The sequence below is a fragment of the Pseudomonas sp. CFBP 5748 genome, assembly GCF_053850495.1.
In genome coordinates, this window is record NZ_JBSPTN010000003.1 from 394,853 (window position 1) to 412,613 (window position 17,761).

13 protein-coding genes are annotated in these 17,761 nt (G+C 60.8%); 7 read left to right on the forward strand and 6 right to left on the reverse strand.

Annotated elements, in window-relative coordinates; genetic code table 11:
- Nucleotides 1-68: 68 nt before the first annotated feature.
- Both ACWNZ1_RS09260 and ACWNZ1_RS09265 read right to left on the reverse strand, forming a co-directional pair.
- Nucleotides 69-689, reverse strand: a complete 621-nt coding sequence (locus tag ACWNZ1_RS09260) for a TetR/AcrR family transcriptional regulator (RefSeq protein ID WP_135845621.1) — start codon at nucleotides 687-689, stop codon at nucleotides 69-71.
- 161 nt (nucleotides 690-850) lie between these two features.
- Nucleotides 851-1,762: a bifunctional helix-turn-helix transcriptional regulator/GNAT family N-acetyltransferase gene (locus ACWNZ1_RS09265; protein WP_135848006.1), complete on the reverse strand. Its 912-nt coding sequence runs from the start codon at nucleotides 1,760-1,762 to the stop codon at nucleotides 851-853.
- Between the two features lie 434 nt (nucleotides 1,763-2,196).
- Between ACWNZ1_RS09265 and ACWNZ1_RS09270 the strand changes: the two genes are divergently transcribed.
- The 4 genes from ACWNZ1_RS09270 (at nucleotide 2,197) to ACWNZ1_RS09285 (ending at nucleotide 9,028) form a co-directional block, all read left to right on the forward strand.
- Nucleotides 2,197-2,961 carry a substrate-binding periplasmic protein gene (locus ACWNZ1_RS09270; protein ID WP_135848007.1) on the forward strand — a complete coding sequence of 255 codons (765 nt, stop codon included), beginning with the start codon at nucleotides 2,197-2,199 and terminating at the stop codon, nucleotides 2,959-2,961.
- A 197-nt stretch (nucleotides 2,962-3,158) separates the two neighbouring features.
- Nucleotides 3,159-4,412 (forward strand): multidrug efflux RND transporter periplasmic adaptor subunit MexE, encoded by a 1,254-nt coding sequence (gene mexE / locus ACWNZ1_RS09275; protein WP_135845622.1) that lies wholly within the window; start codon nucleotides 3,159-3,161, stop codon nucleotides 4,410-4,412.
- 15 nt (nucleotides 4,413-4,427) lie between these two features.
- Nucleotides 4,428-7,607, forward strand: a complete 3,180-nt coding sequence (locus tag ACWNZ1_RS09280) for an efflux RND transporter permease subunit (protein WP_256452949.1) — start codon at nucleotides 4,428-4,430, stop codon at nucleotides 7,605-7,607.
- Entirely contained in the window at nucleotides 7,604-9,028 is a 1,425-nt protein-coding gene (locus ACWNZ1_RS09285; protein ID WP_135845624.1) for an efflux transporter outer membrane subunit, read from the forward strand. The genes ACWNZ1_RS09280 and ACWNZ1_RS09285 overlap by 4 nt, the downstream gene beginning before the upstream one ends.
- A 132-nt stretch (nucleotides 9,029-9,160) precedes the next feature.
- Here the strand turns inward: ACWNZ1_RS09285 and feaR are convergent, their stop codons facing one another.
- The 3 genes from feaR to ACWNZ1_RS09300 form a co-directional block, all read right to left on the reverse strand.
- Complete coding sequence (gene feaR / locus ACWNZ1_RS09290) at nucleotides 9,161-10,111, reverse strand: transcriptional regulator FeaR (RefSeq protein ID WP_135845625.1); 951 nt, start codon at nucleotides 10,109-10,111, stop codon at nucleotides 9,161-9,163.
- Between the two features lie 122 nt (nucleotides 10,112-10,233).
- The gene (locus ACWNZ1_RS09295) at nucleotides 10,234-10,854 is read right to left on the reverse strand and encodes a DUF3156 family protein (protein ID WP_265072078.1); all 621 of its coding nucleotides are present in this window, start codon (nucleotides 10,852-10,854) and stop codon (nucleotides 10,234-10,236) included.
- Nucleotides 10,799-12,298: an APC family permease gene (locus ACWNZ1_RS09300; protein ID WP_135845627.1), complete on the reverse strand. Its 1,500-nt coding sequence runs from the start codon at nucleotides 12,296-12,298 to the stop codon at nucleotides 10,799-10,801. Before ACWNZ1_RS09300 ends, ACWNZ1_RS09295 begins: the two co-directional genes overlap by 56 nt.
- A gap of 290 nt (nucleotides 12,299-12,588) precedes the next feature.
- Between ACWNZ1_RS09300 and ACWNZ1_RS09305 the strand changes: the two genes are divergently transcribed.
- A complete protein-coding gene (locus ACWNZ1_RS09305; protein ID WP_456027580.1) occupies nucleotides 12,589-13,917 on the forward strand; it encodes a hypothetical protein in 1,329 nt (442 codons plus the stop codon).
- Between the two features lie 39 nt (nucleotides 13,918-13,956).
- Here the strand turns inward: ACWNZ1_RS09305 and ACWNZ1_RS09310 are convergent, their stop codons facing one another.
- Entirely contained in the window at nucleotides 13,957-14,928 is a 972-nt protein-coding gene (locus tag ACWNZ1_RS09310; protein WP_280944034.1) for a methyl-accepting chemotaxis protein, read from the reverse strand.
- A gap of 210 nt (nucleotides 14,929-15,138) precedes the next feature.
- Between ACWNZ1_RS09310 and ACWNZ1_RS09315 the strand changes: the two genes are divergently transcribed.
- Both ACWNZ1_RS09315 and ACWNZ1_RS09320 read left to right on the forward strand, forming a co-directional pair.
- Complete coding sequence (locus tag ACWNZ1_RS09315) at nucleotides 15,139-16,626, forward strand: aldehyde dehydrogenase family protein (RefSeq protein WP_256452954.1); 1,488 nt, start codon at nucleotides 15,139-15,141, stop codon at nucleotides 16,624-16,626.
- A gap of 207 nt (nucleotides 16,627-16,833) precedes the next feature.
- Nucleotides 16,834-17,664, forward strand: a complete 831-nt coding sequence (locus ACWNZ1_RS09320; RefSeq protein ID WP_135845631.1) for an endonuclease/exonuclease/phosphatase family protein — start codon at nucleotides 16,834-16,836, stop codon at nucleotides 17,662-17,664.
- Nucleotides 17,665-17,761 lie beyond the last annotated feature (97 nt).

Genomic DNA, 17,761 nt, shown 5'->3' on the forward strand with positions numbered 1-17,761 from the left:
ATCAACCCGCCATGACCGAGCGTTGAAAACGAGGAGGAATGTGTCGTTTGCAAACCGTCAGCCGACGATCAAGGCATGAGGCTACGCAAAATGAGATTGGAGGTGAGCGTGGGGGCCTCTTCGATGACGTCGAGGCTGTACTGCAACAGCAACGGATTGACGAAAGGCCGTAGCGCCAAGTGGATCGCATCTACTGTCTCGTCCAGCGGCGTCTTGCGTTCGAACTCACCGAGTTCTCGTCCTTCTCGCACGATTTGCAACACGAAGCTCTTGATTCGTGCGTTATAGACTTGCGAGCTGGGCCAGCGCTCCGACGCCGAGAACGCGGCAATGTCATAGAGCTTGCGGTCATTGAAGAACAGGTTCACGCCGGTAGTCACCAGGGTTTTGACCAGGCGTCGAAAACGCTCCGTCGGCGAGAGCCCCTCTTCGCTGATGGCCAGCTCCACCGCCGCAACGATTTCCGCCAGGCACCGGGTACAGATGGCCTCGCCGATCGCCTGCTTGGAGTCGAAGAACTTGTAGATGTATGCCTTGGAAAACCCGATGGCCTTGGCCAGGTCGGACACCGTGGTCTTACCGTAACCGTATTGACTGAAGTGCTCATTGGCCGCCGCGACGATCTGATCTCGGATGTCGTGATCGGCCGGGCCGCGGGTGCTGGGCGAAGATGGGGATGGCTGGTTCATGGGGGCAGCTTACGCATCCTGGAGACGGTTGACAACTTGTGACTCTTTTACAACAAAGTCACAAATCGTACATTAGCAGAAGCGCTTCCAGGGATCACGGCCCGGGCAAAAAAACGAATTATTCATAAGGTCAGGGCCTTCCCCGATGCGAGGATTTCGGTTCAAGTTTTCGCAACGGCTGGACCGGGCCGCACAAAGCACTGCTCCGTGACCCACTCTCCCCATTGCTGCCCCTCTTGCTCCCGCTCCAGCCTGAAACCAAAGTCTTCATACAATTTACGCGCGGCATCAAGGCCCTGGAACGTCCAGAGCCTCGTTGCACAAAAACCCCATTCGTCACAGAACTTCATTGCCTCAGCCAGCAAGCGTTTGCCCGCGCCCTTGCCTCGTGCAGAGTCATCCAGAATAAAGAAGCGCAGAACCGCCTCACCGCCTTCTCCTTCACCATCAATAGCGATCGATCCAACCATTCGCTGATCATCCAATGCCACCCAGACCTCATTGCGTGGGTTGTGCAAACGCCCCATCAGGTTAGCCATATCCGCGGCAACCAGGCTCTCGAAGGGCTGGCCAAAACTGAAATATCTTGCGTAGTAGTCAGCATGCATTTGCACGACGCGGGCAATTACGCCAGGCCGATAACCTCGTGCGATACCCAGCTCGACAGTGGCCGGCGGTTGTGTATCGAGTCGATGGGCTTGCAGGGCTGCGGCATAGTTGGCAATGCCCTCACTCGCTGTTTGCCATTGCTCGCGGGTCAAATGAGCCATGGCTGCCGCCACCTGTTTCGTAGCAAACGAATCAATGGATTGCAGGGTCCGTTTGCCTTGAGTCGAGAGCTGCAGCTTCTTGGAGCGCGCATCCTCCTCATGGGCAATTTCTTCAATTTCACCGGCCTCCACCAGCTTGCGAACCATCCGGCTCACGCTGGATTTTTCCAGGCCGAGCAGCTCAACAAGCTCCACCGCCGTCAGCGCCTGGCGATTCCCGATCTCAATGATTGCGTGCACGGATGACGCCGGATACCCCGTTGCCGCCAGCGTGGCGTGCAAGAAGCCCAGCTCTCGCACCATGAGGCGCGAAGCCGAACGGATTTTCTCAATCAACGCTTGTTGGGAATGGATCAAGGGAAATGCCTCAAATGGAACAGTCACATAGTTGTATCGCACAACTAATTACAGGTCAATTGAGGTCACACGCTGCGTAAACCCAGGTCCTTGCAACGCCTGGACCACAGGGGCTCAGTTTTCATGGATGCAATGGTCACGCTATCTATCCAGCCGGCATCAATTTTCAAGGCTCAAGGTTTTTGTCAATTGGATGATCTATACCTTAGGAACACGCAATAAGGCCAAGACGACAACGTTGACGTGCCCCGATAAAAAGACTGTGGCAAACCCGCTTTCGGTTCGCTGCATCGCATAACACATTGGCCTGCTGGACGATGTTTCCCGACGCCAAGCACACGTAGAATGGCGCACCACTTTCAATGCCTGAAGTATCGATCATGAGCCCGATCCCCCGCGTTTTGAATGTACACACCAAGGCGCTTCGCAGGCTTTGTCTGTTGTTACCGCTGCTGGTTGTCTATAACGCGTGCGGTGAACCCCTAGTGATTGAATTGCACATCCTGGACGCTCCCCCGCTAACCTTTGTCAACGACCCCAGGGGCTACGGAGTCGTGGGCGATGTCGCCGTGGCAGCCATGGCCAAAGCCGGATACACGATGAAAATCCATGTGCTCCCCTGGGCCAGGTCGCAGAAACACGTGAGCGAGGAACATGACCATTTGATCACTCCCCTGTCGCGCATACCGGAACGTGAAGACCGCTTCACCTGGATCGCCTCGATCATGCCCATGGAGCGAGCCTTTTTCAGCCTCGACCGGAAAGTGAACAGTTTCGCGCAAGCAAAAGAAACCTACCGCAAGATTGGCGTCGGCCTGGGCAGTGCCCAGGAGCAGATCCTGCGCAGCGAAGGATTCAGCGATGAGCAGATCTATCCGCTGGCCATTGGCGATAACCCCGCCCAGATGCTTTTGATGGGACGTATCGATGCCTGGTTCAACGGCGTCCCGGAGAGTCGCTACATTTGGCCGAACGTGTCCAAACGTAAACTGCTCATGAGTACAGTCGGCAGCCATGCCGATCTCTACCTGGCCTGCTCGAAGCACTGCTCGCCCAAAATGGTGGAGGATTTGCGCGAAGCGGTTGAAGCGCTTCACAAAGACGGTTCAGTCAAGCGTATCCATGATCTCTATTTGCCGGAATAGGCTCCTCCAGAGAGGATTCTCGCCAGCAAACGAGCATTAATTAGATTGATAGCTGACTAACGAAAGCCCCAGCCTAGAGGGCTCGTCGATGGCTTATATCATTCCGAATGATAGTTACCTTTGTTTCATTCGATTCGTTCCCCTGCCTTCGGCCACGCATCATCCGCCCATTCTCAATACATTGGCGGATGCTATCCATGGAACATTCACTTTCAAAACTGCGCTTTCCCCTCGCACTGCTGGCAGTGCTGGTGATGAGCGCCTGCGGCAAGACTCCCGACACGGCAGCGTCGATGCCGCCGGCCAAAGTCAGCGTGGCCAAGGTGCTGGAGCAACCGGTCAACGAATGGGATGAATTCACCGGGCGCCTCGAGGCACCGGAAACCGTCGAGATCCGCCCACGGGTTTCCGGGCAGATCGACGAAGTCGCCTTCACTGAGGGCGCGCTGGTCAAGAAAGGCGACCTGTTGTTCCAGATCGACCCACGCCCGTTCCAGGCTGAAGTACGTCGTCTCGAAGCCCAACTGGCCCAGTCCCGTGCTACCGCCACCCGTAGCGAGAACGAAGCCCAACGTGGCGAACGCCTGCGCTTGAGCAATGCCATTTCCGCCGAGCTGGCCGACTCGCGCACCAGCGCCGCCCAGGAAGCCCGCGCCGCCGCTGCGGCCATCCAGGCACAACTGGACCTGGCCAAGCTGAACCTGAGCTTCACCCGCGTCACCTCGCCCATCAGTGGTCGCGTCAGCCGGGCAGACATCACCGCCGGTAACCTGGTGACCGCCGATGTCACGCCGCTGACCAGCGTGGTCTCCACCGACAAGGTCTACGCCTACTTTGACGCCGACGAGCGCGTCTTCCTCAAGTACACCCAACTCGCCCGCCAGGGCCAGCGCGGCCAGGCCACGCCGGTCTACATGGGCCTGTCCAACGAAGACGGCAACCCGCACCAGGGCCAGATGAACTTCATCGACAACCAGGTCAACCCGCAAACCGGCACCATCCGTGGTCGCGCCGTATTCGACAACAAGGACGGCGCCTACACCCCTGGCCTGTATGCCCGCCTGAAGCTGGTGGGCAGTGGCACTTATTCCGCCGTGCTGATCAACGACGAAGCCGTAGGCACCGACCTGGGCAAAAAATTCGTGTTGGTGATGGATGCCGACAACAAGCCGGCCTACCGCGCTGTCGAACTGGGGCCGAAAATCGAAGGCCTGCGCATCGTGCGTAACGGCCTGAGCAAAGACGACACCATCATCGTCAAGGGCCTGCAGCGGGCTCGCCCGGGGTCGCCGGTCACGCCTGAAACCGTGCCGATGGCCAGCGACGAAACCATTGCCGCCCTGGCACAACAACGTAAAGCGCTCGAAGCCAGCAACCTGCCCCAAGTCGCGCCGTCCAAGGCCGCGTCTGGATCGGCAGGCAAGCTGGCCGCTGCGACCCCACGCGGTTAAGGGACTGAATCCAAGATGAAATTTTCCCAGTTCTTCATTTCGCGGCCGATCTTCGCAGCGGTACTTTCGCTGCTGATCCTGATCGCCGGCGCCATTTCGCTGTTCCAGTTGCCGATCAGCGAATACCCGGAAGTCGTGCCACCGACGGTGGTCGTGCGCGCCAACTTCCCGGGCGCCAACCCCAAGGTCATCGGCGAAACCGTGGCCGCGCCCCTGGAACAAGCCATCACGGGTGTCGAGAACATGCTGTACATGTCCTCGCAGTCTACCGCTGACGGCAAGATCACCCTGACCATCACCTTCGCCCTGGGCACCGACCTGGACAACGCTCAGGTGCAGGTGCAGAACCGCGTCACCCGGACCGAGCCCAAGCTGCCGGAAGAAGTGACCCGGATCGGCATCACGGTGGACAAGGCGTCGCCCGACCTGACCATGGTCGTGCACTTGACCTCGCCGGATCAACGCTACGACATGCTCTACCTGTCCAACTACGCCCTGCTCAACATCAAGGATGAGCTGGCGCGCCTGGGCGGCGTGGGGGATGTCCAGCTGTTTGGCATGGGCGACTATTCCCTGCGGGTCTGGCTGGATCCGAACAAGACCGCTTCGCGCAACCTGACTGCCACCGACGTGGTCACCGCGATCCGTGAACAGAACCGTCAGGTCGCCGCTGGCGCCCTGGGTGCGCCGCCCGCGCCAAATGCCCAGGCCTTCCAGCTCTCGATCAACACCCAGGGTCGCCTGGTGAATGAGGAAGAGTTCGAGAACATCATCATTCGTTCCGGTGCCAACGGTGAGATCACTCGTCTGAAGGACATTGCCCGGGTCGAGCTGGGTTCCAGCCAATATGCCCTGCGCTCACTGCTGGACAACCAGCCAGCGGTGGCAATCCCGATCTTCCAGCGTCCGGGCTCCAACGCTATCCAGATCTCCAACGACGTTCGCGCCAAGATGGACGAACTGAAGAAAGGCTTCCCGGCGGGGATGGACTACAGCATCGTCTATGACCCGACGATCTTCGTCCGTGGCTCCATCGAAGCGGTGGTCCACACCCTGTTCGAAGCGCTGATTCTCGTGGTGCTGGTGGTGATCCTGTTCCTGCAGACCTGGCGCGCCTCGATCATTCCGCTGGTGGCCGTGCCGGTATCGCTGATCGGTACGTTTGCCGTGATGCACCTGTTCGGCTTCTCCCTAAACGCCCTCTCGCTGTTCGGCCTGGTGTTGGCCATCGGTATCGTGGTGGACGACGCCATCGTGGTGGTAGAGAACGTCGAACGGAACATCGGCCTGGGACTCACCCCCGTGGAGGCGACCAAGCGCGCCATGGGCGAAGTGACCGGCCCGATCATCGCCACGGCGCTGGTGCTGTGCGCGGTCTTTATTCCGGCGGCGTTCATCAGTGGCTTGACCGGGCAGTTCTATAAGCAGTTCGCCCTGACCATTGCCATCTCCACGGTGATCTCGGCGATCAACTCCCTCACGCTGTCCCCCGCCCTGGCCGCGGTATTGCTCAAGAGCCACGACGCGCCCAAGGATCGCTTCTCCAAGTTCCTGGACAAGATTTTCGGTGGCTGGCTGTTCCGTCCGTTCAACCGCTTCTTCGACCGCGCCAGCCACGGTTATGTAGGCACCGTTGGCCGCGTGATCCGCAGCAGCGGCATCGCCCTGCTGCTCTACGCCGGGCTGATGGTGTTGACCTTCTTCGGCTTCTCCAACACGCCGACCGGTTTCGTGCCCGGCCAGGACAAGCAGTACCTGGTGGCCTTCGCACAACTGCCGGATGCGGCGAGCCTGGACCGCACCGAAGACGTGATCAAGCGCATGTCCGACCTGGCTCTCAAACAACCGGGCGTACAGAGCGCGGTGGCCTTCCCTGGCCTGTCGATCAACGGCTTCACCAACAGCCCGAACGCCGGCATCGTGTTCGTGACCCTCAAGCCCTTCGACGAGCGCAAGGACCCGAGCATGTCGGCCGGTGCCATCGCCGGAGCCTTGAACGGCCAGTACTCGGAGATCCAGGAAGCCTACATGGCGATCTTCCCACCGCCGCCGGTACAGGGCCTGGGCACCATTGGTGGTTTCCGCCTGCAAATCGAAGACCGGGGCAACCTGGGCTACGACGAGCTGTACAAAGAAACCATGAACATCATCACCAAGAGCCGCAGCGTGCCGGAACTGGCCGGGTTGTTCACCAGCTACACCGTGAACGTGCCTCAGGTCGATGCCGCCATCGACCGTGAAAAAGCCAAGACCCACGGCGTGGCCGTCAGCGACATCTTCGACACCCTGCAGATCTACCTGGGTTCGCTGTATGCCAACGACTTCAACCGCTTCGGCCGCACCTATCAGGTCAACGTCCAGGCCGAGCAACAGTTCCGCCTCGAGTCGGACCAGATCGGCCAACTCAAGGTGCGTAACAACCGTGGCGAGATGATCCCGCTGGCGACCTTCATCAAGGTCAGCAACACCTCGGGGCCGGACCGTGTGATGCACTACAACGGCTTCATCACCGCTGAAATCAACGGTGCCGCCGCCCCTGGCTACAGCTCCGGCCAGGCTGAAAAAGCCATCGAGAAACTGCTCAAGGACGAACTGCCCAACGGCATGACCTACGAGTGGACCGACCTGACGTACCAGCAGATCCTCTCGGGCAACACCGCGCTGTTCGTGTTCCCGCTCTGCGTCCTGCTGGCGTTCCTGGTGCTTGCAGCTCAGTACGAAAGCTGGAGCCTGCCGCTGGCGGTGATCCTGATCGTACCGATGACCCTGTTGTCGGCCATTACCGGGGTGATTCTGTCCGGCGGTGACAACAACATCTTTACCCAGATCGGCTTGATCGTACTGGTGGGGCTTGCCTGTAAGAACGCGATTCTGATCGTCGAGTTCGCCAAGGATAAACAGCTTGAGGGCATGAATCCGCTGGCCGCGGTGCTGGAAGCGTGCCGGCTGCGTCTGCGGCCGATCCTGATGACCTCCTTCGCCTTCATCATGGGCGTGGTGCCCCTGGTGTTCTCCAGCGGTGCTGGTGCCGAAATGCGCCATGCCATGGGTGTGGCGGTGTTCTCCGGGATGCTCGGGGTGACCTTCTTCGGCCTGCTGCTCACGCCAGTGTTCTATGTACTGATTCGCAACTTCGTCGAGCGCAGCGAGGCCCGCAAGGCGGCCCGGGCTTTGAAACTGGAGGCGCAACAATGAGTTTGAAAGTGTTCATGCCGAGCTTGCTGGTTCTGGCACTGAGTGCCTGCGCTGTAGGCCCGGACTACAAGGCACCGCAGACGGAGGCGGCGACTATCACCACCGCCACCGACGGCGCCGCCGGCCAGAAGAATTTCGACCGGGCCCGTTTCGAAGGCATCTGGTGGCAGCAATTTGAAGACCCGACCCTCAACGCACTGGTGACCCGCTCCCTGGACGGCAACCGCGAGTTGCGCGTGGCCTTCGCCCGTTTGCGGGCAGCCCGGGCCATTCGCGATGACGCCAGCAATGACGTCATGCCGACCATCACCAGCCGTGCCAGCAGCGAACTGGGCAAAGGCCAGAATCCAATGGGGCAAACTGACGACCGGGTCAATTCCGAGCGTTACGACCTGGGCCTGGACATGGCCTGGGAGCTGGATCTGTTCGGGCGCATCCGGCGCAACCTGGAAGCCACCGATGCTGACCAACAGGCGATCGAAGCCGACCTCTATCAGTTGCAGGTGACGATGATCGCCGAACTGGTGGACGCCTATGGTCAATTGCGCGGCGCCCAACTGCGGGAAAAAATCGCCCTGGCGAACCTCAAGAACCAGCAGGACTCGCGCAAGATCACCGAAAGCCTGCGTGACGCCGGCGTCGGTGATCAGCTCGACGTGGTCCGCGCCGATGCGCGCCTGGCCTCGGTAGAAGCCAGCGTGCCGCAACTGCAGGCCGAACAGGTGCGTCAACGCAATCGCATCGCCACGTTGCTGGGCGAGCGCCCGGACAAACTGAGTGTGGACCTGAGCCCGCAACAGTTGCCAGCCATCGCCAAGGCCCTGCCCATCGGCGACCCGGGCGAACTGCTGCAACGCCGCCCGGATATCCTCAGCGCCGAACGCCAACTGGCCGCCGCCACGGCACGCATCGGCGTGGCCAAGGCCGACCTGTTCCCACGGGTCAGCCTCAGCGGTTTCCTGGGCTTTACCGCCGGGCGCGGTTCGCAGATCGGTTCCTCGGCGGCCAACGCCTGGGCACTGGGCCCGAGCATTACCTGGGCGGCTTTTGACCTGGGCAGCGTGCGGGCTCGCCTGCGCGGGGCTGACGCCGAGGCCGATGGCGCCCTGGCGAGCTACGAACAGCAAGTGCTGTTGGCCTTGGAAGAATCGGAAAATGCCTTCAGTGATTACGGCAAGCGCCAACAACGCCTGATCTCGCTGATCCGTCAGAGTGAATCGAGCCGCGCCGCCGCTGACCTGGCCGAGATTCGCTACCGCGAAGGCACCGTGGATTTCCTCGTGTTGCTCGATGCCCAACGGGAACGCCTGGCCGCCGAAGACACCCAGGCCCAGGCCGAAGTGGAGCTGTATCGCGGCATCGTCGCAATCTACAAAGCTCTGGGCGGCGGCTGGAAACCGGAAACCGTCGCCAGCAACTAATCCCCTTTCTCCACCGAGCTCCTTTGGTTGGCCGCAACCAACCAAATTTTTGCCCCGCCTCCCATTTGGAGGCGGGGCTTTTTTTGCTTCAGCACACCATGGATTCGAGGCCACCCAGCCTCAAGCAGCGCCCTATGCCTGCTGCAGATGGCTGGAGCGGAAATCCTTGGGCGAGCGCTCGAACTGCTTTTTGAACGAACGGCTGAAGTGGGCCGAATCGGTGAAGCCCCACTTGTAGGCGATCGAGGTAATGGATTCGTCCCGCAAGAACGGGTTGCTCAGGTCGTCGGCGCTGCGTTTGAGTCGAGCGCGCTGGATGTAGCGGCAGACGCTGTCATCCTGCTCTTCGAACAAACGGTACAAATGCCGCACCGAAATGTTCAGGCGATTGGCCAGGCCCACCGGGCTCAGGCCGGGTTGAGTCAGGGATTCATCAATGACTTTCTGCACATAGCTGCGCAGTTGGCTACCTTGCAACGCGGCCCCCTCGTCACGGGCGTCGGTGTCCTGATCCAGGGCCGACCCCAACAGCGAAACGAACGCACTTTGCAACGCCTCCCCCTCTCCTGCCACCCCCTCGCCGTCCGGGGTGTCCTTGCATAGCTGATCCATCAACACATGCAGCATCCGCCCGCAGGCCTTGCTTGAGGAAATCTTGCCAAAGGTCTTGGCTTCTCCGCCCAGTTGCCGGGACACGTCCTGGCGAGACAGGGACAGCACGACGTGTTCAATCAGGCCGAACGGACTGATTTCAAGAGCGCCCACCGAATCCATCAATAACAGTTCGCCGGGCGCCAGTTGAATGCTCAGGCCGTTCTGGGTAATCCGGGAAAAGCCGCTGCGCTGGCTGACCAGAAAGCAATCCTGGTCGTCGTCATGATCTGGATTGGGTGAGTGGCGCTTGATGGCGCCGGCGTTGGTGCGCAGGTTGGCGAGGGCAAGGCCGCCCCGGGAGAAATTGGACACCTGGCCGATAAACAGCGCGCGATTAAAAGCCAGTTCCGTATCGAAATGACCGCAAGTCGCGCGCAGATCCCGGTTCCACGTCTCCAGCCCGTCTTGCCCAGCCTGTTGCATGCTCATGGCGTTCTCCGCAGTGGCTTATTGTTTTTGTCCGGCAATAGTTAACATGTTATCTATATGCGCGCAACAAGTACCTGATCGCCAGAGCAGTAGCAGGATTGATGCCAGGACAACGCCAAAAATCAGAGGGTTCCCAATACCCGCTGCAAACCGCTCAAGGCCGCCAGCAAGGCAGTACGCTGCTCGCGGCCCAGAGGAATGTAACGACGAAAGGCCGGCATGCGGTTCACCACTTCACTGCCGCCCATGTGCTCCAACCGTACGCACCATTGGCGCCCTTGCAGGTCAATGCGCAGGCGTTTGAAGTCCAGGGGCATGAGGGCTTGATACAGCGCTGAATCGCTTTCTATCGCCGCCTTCAATCGGTCCGACAACTCCCCGTCGCCGCCACGCTGCCGATAGCCTATGCCACGGCGTCGAACCGCCCCGCTGTGGTGCAACTCCAAGCGTGCCGCGCCCTCTCTCGACGCAGGCACGCGCAGTACGAACTCAGTCATCACCAGATGCATCAACAGCTGCGACTCGGTGCGCTCGACAATCTCCAACTGCAGGCGGCCATCGTCGGTGGCGACAGTCGCCGTCGCCGGCCCCGACATCTCGAATCGTGCCAGTCCGAGGTTGCGCCGCAACAGCGCCAGGGTCACCCCCGGTCGGTAGCCGGCCGGGGCACGCTGGGCACTGAACAGCTCAGACAGTTTTTGCAGCACGGTCATCAAACTCACCGGCAGATTGCCCTGGCTCATGGGAAAACTCCTTGGCCAGCACGTCTTCCACCGACGCTGGCTTGAATGGATTGACCTTCTGCACCACCAGGGTCCAGAACAAGGCGTACACCGCGGTGCCACCGAGCATCACTGCGAACGGAATGTAAATGTCCGCCGGGTTCATGCCAGGCGGGGTAATGAACCACATGCCAATGACGATGCCGACACTGGACAGGATTTGCGGCAACGGGAAAAACGGCGAGCGATAGGCACGCGGCAGGTCCGGGCGGCGAATGCGCAAACTGACCACTGACACGGTCACCAGCAGGTAGGCGAAACTCCAGGCACACACGGCAGCCAGCACCAGGTGCATGATGTTGTCGGTGTTGCCGCCAAGCCACAGTGCATGCAAACAAGGAATCAGCATCGCCACCAGGATGCACAATAGCGGCGTCTTGAAGCGTGGGTGCAGATAGGTGAAGACTTTCGGCAACGCACCATCTACCGCCATGCCGTAGAGAATCCGTGGCACCCCGGCCATCAGGGTATTGATAGTCGCCGCCCCGGCAAACAGGAAGCCGATCCCCAGCCACATCGGGCCTATGTCGCCCATGACCTGCTCGGCAAAACGCGGAATCGCCATGGGCGTATCCAGCAAATGCACGCCGCTGGTGGCATCCAACAGCACGTTTTCCACCTGACGCTTCATCGCCGCGCCGTAAATGAACATGCAGGTGGCGACGCTGAATAACCCCAGCATCATGGCCCGGGGCATGGTTCTGGCCGAACGGCGCAGGTCCGGCGCCAGTGGCGTGACGAATTCGCAGCCGACAAACATGAACATCGCCATGCCCACCAATGACAGCACCGTGACCAGGTCGGTGCCGACTACGGAAGCGCCGAACCAGCCCTCCAGCTCCACCGCCGGTGCGGCGATCAGGCCCAACACACCGAACACCATCAGGGTCGTCCACATGCCAAACGTGAGGATGATCTCAGCCCGGCCAAAGGCGCTCACGCCGAACCCATTGAGTACGCCAAACACCACGACAAACCCCACGCCCAGCAACCATGAACCACCCGCCGATTCGGCCAGGGTGTTGAGGTGCTCGAAATTCACCAGGGCCATGACCCCGGCCAGGATGGTCTCAGCGGTGCCGGCGAACACATGGACAATCAAATAAGCCGACAGCGTGCCAGTGATCGCAAAGAAGCGTCCCATGCCACAGTTGATGTAGTCATAGACCGAACCGGTAGTGGGCAGGATCGACGCGGCCTCGGCGAAGGTGGTGGCCTGGGCCATCATCATCACCAGGGCGATCAGCATCGCCATGGCAAAGGCACTGCCGCCGATGCCGAAACCCATGGTCGCGGTGAGGATCACCGGGCTTGCCATGATCAGGCCAATGGTGCTGGCCAACGCGGTGGGGAAGCCCACCGTACCCCGGTTCAAGTGCTCGGTGAGCCTGTCATTGATCGACATGGTGCAGATCCTCGAAAGCGGATTTTTAGTATGGATGCCTCAGCCGTCCAGGAGCTGGCGTTCAACCCTCCCCAGCCAGTCCCTGATCGAAACGGCGGTGCGTGCAGCATTACTCTGCGCCGCGCCGCCTCGGGCGTCTTGCCCATGTCTGCCGTCGGTTTTGTTGCTGCCTGCCAGCACTCCCCCCTTGGCGGGCTGGATCAATTGCCTGGCAGGCAGGTGAAAGACTTCCCCGTGCCCTACTCCCCTTAATGCGCGCTCTGCTGACCTATCACACCGGGGAAACCACCATGGAGCAAACACGCAAAGCACCTTTGTTATCCAAGGCAATCGGCCTGGGCATCGCCCTGCTGGTCGCCGATTCATCGGCCCACGCTTATGAGCTGTACGCCGACGAAGACACCACCGTTACCGGCAACTTCCTGGCGGTCTACGGGATGTTCAACAGCCGCAAGAACTACGACGGCAGCACCGGCGGTTCGAGCTGGCGCGAGGGCTTTATCAAGTATGGCTTGAGTATCGATCAGACGCTCAATGGCCTGGGCAGTGTCTACGGGACGGCCAACCTGGTCAGCTCTGGCACCTGGGGCGACGGCGATGCGGCTGGCCTGAGCGATGGTTCCGAGCGCACCACAAAATTCGATGAAGCCTTTGCCGGCTGGCGTTCGGGGGATCTGTTCCCGGTGCTGGGCAAGGACGGCGTCGACGTGTCCTATGGTCGCCAGGTAATCACCCTCGGCGATGGTTTCATCGTCAACGACGACGGCCTGAACCTGGGCAAAGGTGTGGCCGATGGCGAACTCAACCGCGGCGGCGCCTATTACCTGGCGGCCCGTCATGCCTTCGACAAAACCGCCGTGCTGCGCCTGGGTGGCAAGGAAGGCGTGCATGGCAGCCTGATGTGGATCAAGTCCGACAATCGCGCCCAGGCCAACACTGAAATGGCCGCCGGCACCCTGGAGTACAGCGCCGCGCCTGGCACCCTGGGGCTGACCTATATCCATGGCATCGATGTCGACGACCACTACGCCAGCGACTTCCAGAAGCAACGCGAAGGCATGAACATCTACAGCCTGCGTGGCGCCGGGAACGCCGGCGTCGAAAACGCCCACTTCGCCTTCGAATACGCCTGGCAAGACAAGGACGCCGGCCCGGAGAAAGCCTGGTACACCGAAGCCGGCTACACCTTCGCCGACCTGCCCTGGACGCCCGACCTGACCTATCGCTACAGCCGTTATTCGAAAAACTGGGACTCGATGTTCAACGGCCAGAACCGTGGCTATGGCACCTGGTTCCAGGGCGAAGTGGCCGGCAACTACTCCGGGCCATTCAACAGCAACACCGCGATCCAGCACGTCGGGCTCAAGCTCAAACCAGCGGAAACGGTGACCATCGGCGCATTGTTCTTCGACTACAAAACCCTGCACACCCGCGAGGCGTTGAACCTCGATGGGCGCGAAATGGACCTGTATGTGGAATGGGCGGTGAACGAGCACCTGATCGTCACGCCGTTGGTGGGCTTGTACAAGCCTGAGAAGGATGCGGACAGCGGCGGCAATCAGGTGGGCGGCAATGGCACCAACGTCTACAGCCAATTGGTGGTGGCGGTTCCATTCTAACGGTGTCGGGAGCTGCCCCAGCGGCGGCTCCCGCCCGGTTTATTGTTTGTGCTGATGCAACATGGTCTGGATCTGATGCGTTGCCTGGCGGGTGCTTTCAGCCAACTTGCGCACCTCGTCGGCGACCACGGAGAAACCGCGCCCGACCTCACCAGCCCTGGCGGCCTCAATCGCCGCGTTCAGTGCGAGCAGATTGGTCTGGTCGGCAATGCCCTTGATCACCCCCACCACCGTGGCAATCTGGGCGTAGGTCACCTGGTTCTGCTCCAGCATGCGCTGATGGGTGGACTGGGCCGAGCGTTCATCGCTGATGTCGCGTACCGCGCCGATGACGCGAACCAGGCAGCCCTGGGCGTCCCGGACCGCACGACCACGTTCGCGGCACCAGATGTAATCCCGCGTCTTGTGGCGCATCCGGTATTCGAACACGTATTCGCCGCTGCCTTGGGAACCGAGGATTTCCCGATCGAAAATCGCCATGATCTTCGGCAGGTCATCCGGGTGGGTAATGCCGACTTGTGCATCCCAGCCGTCAGGCAATTCGTTTGCCCCGTAGCCCAGCAACGCGCGAAACTGGCTGGAAAATCGCATGCCGCTGGCCGGGTGCTGAAGATCACCGTTGACCACCGTGATGTCCCAACAGCCTTCGGTCAGGGTCGATTGCAACAGCTCCCAGATCTGCGCTTCCTGGCGCTGTTGCTGTAACTGCTGGCTGTGCTCATCCAGGCGGGCTTGCAGCAACTGTTCGCGCTCCCGGGCCTGTTCCAGTTGTTGGCGAACGGCTTCCAGCGCGTGCTCACTTTGCTGCCCCCGAAGGGTTTGCTCAGTCAGCCGTTCTTCGGCCTGGCGAAGCTGCTCGGTAGCGGCGGCCATCTGCCGGGCATGCTGCTCCAGACAACCGCGCAGTTGCGGATACGTCTCCAGCATCGGCGCATCGTCCGTTGCGCCGGCCAGGGTTCGCTGCATTTGTTCGATCAATGCCAGTTTCTGTTTGTTGGTCTGGAGAAACATCGCCCGCCCCTTTGTCCATCAAGTCGAAACACTGATCTGAACGCAAACCGGACGTGCAGGCTTGTACTTGGCTGCACCGGCCTTTGCACCAGCCTGCCAGCCCCAGGCAATTGGCAGCCACAGACATACCGTGGGGCAGGCACAGTCAAGCGCCCCTGCGCCCCGGGGATTAACCTCGGGCTTTCCCTTGTTCGCGATCAGGAACCCCTCATGAGCGATATTGCCCTGCTGCCTCAGGTCAAAGCCTTTCTCGGTCGACACCACGCACTGTTCATCGATGGCCACGCCCTCGAAAGCCAAAGTGGCCAGACGCTGGACGTCATCAATCCCGCCACCGGCCAGGTCATTGCCCAGGTCGGCACTGCATCGCCGGGCGATATCGACGCGGCGGTGGCGTCTTCCCGGCGCGGCTTCAAGCAGTGGTCCCAGGCAGCGCCAGCAGTTCGCGGCCAGGTGCTGCTCAAGCTGGCGGATCTGTTGGAACAGCATCGTGAAGAGCTGGCGCAGATCGAAACCTGCCAGTCGGGGAAAATCATTCATATTTCCCGCGCCTTCGAAGTCGACCAGGCCGCCCACTTCCTGCGTTACTACGCCGGTTGGGCCACCAAGATCGGCGGCCAGACGATCACCCCGTCTCTGCCCTCCTTCGCCGGGGAACGCTACACCGCGTTCACCCTGCGTGAACCGGTCGGGGTAGTGGTCGGCATCGTGCCGTGGAATTTTTCCACCATGATCGCCATCTGGAAACTCGCCTCGGCGTTGGTGACCGGCTGCAGCATCATCATCAAACCCAGTGAGTTCACCCCACTGACCATCCTGCGCATCGCCGAACTGGCCATGGAGGCCGGCCTGCCGGCGGGCGTCCTCAATGTAGTGACCGGTGGCGGCCAGGTGGGCCAGGGCTTGATCGAGCATCCGGGCACCAACAAGGTCTCGTTCACCGGTTCCGTGGCGACCGGCATCGCCGTCGGCCAAGGCGCCATGGGCGCCGGGTTGACCCGAGCGACCCTGGAACTTGGCGGCAAGAATGCGGCGGGGTTCCTGCGGGATGTGGATCCCGACGTGGCAGTCAACGGCATCATCGAAGCGGGCTTCCTGCACTCGGGGCAAATCTGTGCGGCGGCCGAGCGCTTCTTTGTCCATCGCTCGCAACTTGAACCGATCGTGGACAAACTGGCCCAGCGCCTGAGCAAGCTCAACATCGGCTCGCCCCTGGACGAGCGCACCGAGTTCGGCCCGGTTACCAACCGTCAGCATCAACAGAAACTCGCGGCGTTCTTCGACAAGGCCCGGGCGCAAAACAACACCATCGTCCACGGCGGCAAACTGATCGACGGCCCTGGTTGCTACGTCGAGCCGACCATCATCCTCGCCAACCGTCGCGACGACAGCCTGCTCAACGAAGAGACCTTCGGCCCGATTGCCACGTTCTTCCCCTACGACAGCGAAGAGGAACTGCTGGAGCTGATGAACGACACGCCCTATGGCCTGAGCGCCAGCCTGTGGACCAACGACCTGGGCAAGGCCCTGCGCATGGTTCCCGCCATCGAAGCCGGCACCGTATGGGTGAACATGCACACCCTGCTCGATCCGGCGGTGCCCTTTGGTGGCAGCAAATCTTCAGGGATAGGCCGGGAGTTTGGCAGCGCGTTTATCGACGACTACACCGAACTGAAATCGGTGATGATTCGATACTGACGGTCAACGCCCAGGAGTCTGCGTCCAGCACATTTTCCGGGGTGCCCGGAGAGTTTGTGTACACCCCAAAATCCCCTGTGGGAGCGGGCTTGCTCGCGATAGCGGTGGGTCAGCTTGCAACGAAGTTGACTGGATACACGAAAAAACCGGAACTGCCCAAGCCTCCCGTCAGTCGCATGAACAGGTACGTCTGATTCAGGAGTAAATGTGACTCACGATCCCGACTGGCGGGCCGTCGAATCAGTGCCATTGGGCTCGCCTGCGGCGGTCCACCGGCTGCGGGTTCTGACGGTCAACACCCACAAGGGTTTCACCGCCCTCAACCGTCGTTTCATCCTGCCCGAATTGCGTGAAGCGGTGCGCAGTACCGGCGCCGACCTGGTGTTCCTGCAAGAAGTGCTGGGTGTACACGACCGCCACGCATCGCGCTACGACAACTGGCCGCAGACGTCGCAATACGAATTTCTCGCCGACAGTATGTGGAGCGACTTCGCCTACGGTCGCAACGCGGTGTACCCCGACGGCCATCACGGCAATGCCTTACTGTCCAAATACCCGATCCGCCAATTCCGCAACCTCGACGTCTCGATCACCGGCCCGGAACGACGGGGGTTGCTGCATTGCGTGCTGGACGTCCCCGGCCACGCCGAGGTCCATGGGATCTGCGTGCACCTGAGCCTTTTGGAAAGTCATCGCCAATTGCAGCTCAAACTGCTCTGCCAATTGCTCGACTCGCTGCCCGACGACGCCCCGGTGATCATCGCCGGCGATTTCAACGACTGGCAGTTGCGCGGCAATACCGCCCTGGCCCGCCGTCAATACCTGCACGAAGCCTTCGAGCACCATCACGGCCGCCCTGCCCGGACCTATCCGGCCCGCTTCCCCCTGCTGCGCCTGGACCGCATCTACCTGCGTAACGCCACCAGCCGTGCCCCACAAATCCTCGGCAGCAAACCCTGGACCCACCTGAGCGATCACCTGCCACTTTCGGTGGAAGTGCATCTATCACCCCCCTTAAAAGCTGCGCCCTACCTGTAAGTTCTGACAGTAGCGACGCTCCTTATTCGTTGTTAGCGTGCCATTCCATACAGCGAGCGTTGCCAGGCCCTGTGTGCCTTCTGTAGTGCAACCGATG